Below are 2,787 nucleotides of genomic sequence, written 5' to 3' on the forward strand. Positions count from 1 at the left end.
CCAAATCGTGGCCGTGGTGAAACGGGGAACGCCATATGAACTGAAATTGAAGAATATTTAGAGCAAAACCCTTGTTTTAATCATAGATTTCGGTTAGTACAGGCTGCGAATGAGGCGTAGCCAAATATGGAGCCTGTACAAGGTTATGCTACGCCATTTTTTCTTTAATCTACTACAGTTACAAGGTTTTTATTCTTCTCAGAGATTAACCCAATATTCTCCTTACCCACGAAAAACTTTGAAGAGGTCCAGTTCAGAAAATCACCTTTCAAATCATTAAAGTAGTATTGGCCTGACACTTCAAAATCAATAATTGCCAGTTGAAATGGGTGTAGTCTGTAGAGTGATTTCATTGTATTTAAAAGAAACTCCTCTAAGGGTTTAGGTACTTTTGGGCTTTCTGTCCAAGTTTGATACTGTTCTCCGAAAACTTTTTCAATCGCTGCTGTATAAAAACAAATGTCAAACCAATTAAAACCTGTTTCTATAGGTTCTTCTTCCCGAATGTTGAAGGTCTTGAAAGGAATGATATATTGGCCAAGGTGCATTACGCCTTGATGTTCAAAATTATTTATATCAATCTCAATTTTATTGAAATCTATATCAAAAGGGCCATAAACAAATGGGAGATTCCAAATATAGTCAGTATAAACCTTTATTGGCAGTGTTTCCACACTTGGGCAAACCTGTATGCTAAGTTCATAAAAACCACCTGTCCTCAGATCCTTATCGAAGAATAGCTGCTTTATGTCTGTGGTTGTTTTCATACTTTTGGTTTAGCATAACGTGCTCGTGTATACCATGTGCGAGGCAGTCAGCCGAAGCATAGGGTATAAACCGTGTTGGGCTAAGTAGTTCTATTCTCCAAGGCGGGTCACGAGGTGCCAAAATTTCTGACCATTTGGCAATAGGAACTCCACATAGCGGCTCCCATACAGACCTTTAACCCTTTTTATTTTAAGCCCTTTTCTGACTTCTTCACCAGAGGCTTTGTCTACGACCATGAATTTCCCATCATGAATTAAGTCGGCTCCGACATAGTATAGTTCTGATAGAGCTTTCTTGTGCTCGTTCACAAAATTGGGGTTACCATGGATGCTTTGCCTTTCTTCGTCTGTGTAGTCATTCCACCAGTCCACTAACCTTGTGTCACCAGACGTATTTACTACTTCCAATAAGTTATTATGATGCTGGTCAATGCGAACACCTAGATTATTATGAGGTATAGCATATTCCCTGACATCGGCTTTCTTGAAGTATAGAGTGGCAAAGCGTTTCTCAACAATCAGCACGTCTTCATTGACTGTGTCGATGGTGATTGGCTCTAACCTTTTTTGCTTAATCTTATCAAAGTCAACTTGAGAGTAAGCAGTTGTCTGGATTAGAATCAGCGAAAACAATATTAGTCTAATTACTCCCATTTTATACTTTGTTATTAAGCCCAACGGTACTCGTGCATAATGTGGGTGAGGCGTAGACGAAGCATGCATTATTAGCCTTGTTGGGCAAAGTAATTTTATTTATTCATCACATCAAGGAACTCCTGTTCGGAATTATAGATTGTTCCCACAATGTCAAGCGCTACAAACTTTAGAAATTTTTCTATTTCTGGCTTAGGTTCGAGGATTATGAACTTACCACCGTTATCAGTTATCCAGTTTGCATATCCTTTTATTGTGGCCATTCCTAAGTCAGCAAAAAAAGTAACTTCCTTGAATGATAAAACTACATTTTTGAAGCCATATTTATCAATTTGTTCAAAAACACCATCAATTTCTGAAATGATTGATTCTAAGTCTTTCCCAGTAGAGTCTTCTCGTAAACCCAGATAAAAAAATTTACCTTTTTTTAAGTTTAAAACATTAAGAATAAAGTGCTTTGAGAATTCCGAATTGGATTCAAATATTGATTTAACAATTTCTTCGTCATTCATTTTTAATCCATTCTTGTTATTTTGCCCAACGGTTAGTACAGGCTGCGAACGAGGCGAAGCTGAGTATGGAGCCTGTGCAGGGTTAGCAAAGTATATTCTTTATAAGCGAATTAGAAAATCTTTTTATCGAACCTACCCTCTGTGACACTTATGGTCTTGCAGTCCGAGCTTTTTATTGTGAATTCGAATTTACCTGCTATGATATCATTTTGGAGGTCGAGTTTCGTGATTTCCAGCGTACCCTTTACTTCTCCTTCATTTCCTTCATATACACACTCGGATGCTTCATAGTACACTCTTCCAAGTTGACGATTCCCCAAGTCATAAATGCCTGCCTTGTTTACTTGAGTTATGTTAATATTCATCAACTCGTAAGTAGATGTATTTTGATCAACGCGGAAGGCTCTAATATCAAAAGATCCATTTTCATAACCAGGATCATAAATCAGTTGTAGGTTAGGTTGGAAAGTGCTCGGTCTACCCTTTGGCAGCCACACCTTGTCGTTGACCATGGCTCCGAAGGTGTTTTTACCCTCCATTGTGGCCGCTGGAAGCACATCTTTAGGATTGACGTCCCTCTTTTTACAAGATCCGATTGACAGAAGAGTAAATAGGAGAAGAAAGGGTAAAACTGTTGCTTTCATATAGTAAGGGTTATGTTTATGACTCTATTCCTTGCTAACAATCATTGGAAGGAGACGTCCTGTTGGTTTTGTAGGGATTGATGTCTTCTTCGGGTAGTTATCCGTGCTTGTTTTCCCTTTTTTTGTAGTTACTGTGTGGAATTTCTATTTTTATTGAGGGAAAAACAAGCTGCTCGTTGGGTTATTTTCTCCTTCTAAATGGCGGCTTTA

At 38.3% G+C, this 2,787-nt stretch carries 4 protein-coding genes; all 4 read right to left on the reverse strand.

What is annotated here, in order from left to right; all coding sequences use genetic code 11:
• Positions 1 to 164 precede the first annotated feature (164 nt).
• The 4 genes from BW972_RS19440 to BW972_RS19455 all read right to left on the reverse strand — a co-directional run bounded on the left by BW972_RS19440 (position 165) and on the right by BW972_RS19455 (position 2,577).
• Positions 165 to 767 (reverse strand): hypothetical protein, encoded by a 603-nt coding sequence (locus BW972_RS19440; RefSeq protein ID WP_076423340.1) that lies wholly within the window; start codon positions 765 to 767, stop codon positions 165 to 167.
• Between the two features lie 90 nt (positions 768 to 857).
• Positions 858 to 1,421, reverse strand: coding sequence for a hypothetical protein (locus tag BW972_RS19445; protein WP_076423341.1), 564 nt, complete (start codon positions 1,419 to 1,421; stop codon positions 858 to 860).
• Between the two features lie 95 nt (positions 1,422 to 1,516).
• Positions 1,517 to 1,933 (reverse strand): STAS domain-containing protein, encoded by a 417-nt coding sequence (locus tag BW972_RS19450; protein WP_076423342.1) that lies wholly within the window; start codon positions 1,931 to 1,933, stop codon positions 1,517 to 1,519.
• Between the two features lie 110 nt (positions 1,934 to 2,043).
• On the reverse strand, positions 2,044 to 2,577 hold the full coding sequence (locus BW972_RS19455; protein WP_076423343.1) for a Riean_0653 family protein: 534 nt from the start codon (positions 2,575 to 2,577) through the stop codon (positions 2,044 to 2,046).
• Positions 2,578 to 2,787 lie beyond the last annotated feature (210 nt).

The sequence above is a fragment of the Pontibacter lucknowensis genome, assembly GCF_900156415.1.
GTDB lineage: Bacteria > Bacteroidota > Bacteroidia > Cytophagales > Hymenobacteraceae > Pontibacter > Pontibacter lucknowensis.

Bases quoted from the DNA above. Each gene is read 5' to 3' on its own strand.
- BW972_RS19440 (WP_076423340.1), bottom strand. From the start codon at position 767: ATGAAAACAACCACAGACATAAAGCAGCTATTCTTCGATAAGGATCTG.
- BW972_RS19445 (WP_076423341.1), bottom strand. From the start codon at position 1,421: ATGGGAGTAATTAGACTAATATTGTTTTCGCTGATTCTAATCCAGACA.
- BW972_RS19450 (WP_076423342.1), bottom strand. From the start codon at position 1,933: ATGAATGACGAAGAAATTGTTAAATCAATATTTGAATCCAATTCGGAA.
- BW972_RS19455 (WP_076423343.1), bottom strand. From the start codon at position 2,577: ATGAAAGCAACAGTTTTACCCTTTCTTCTCCTATTTACTCTTCTGTCA.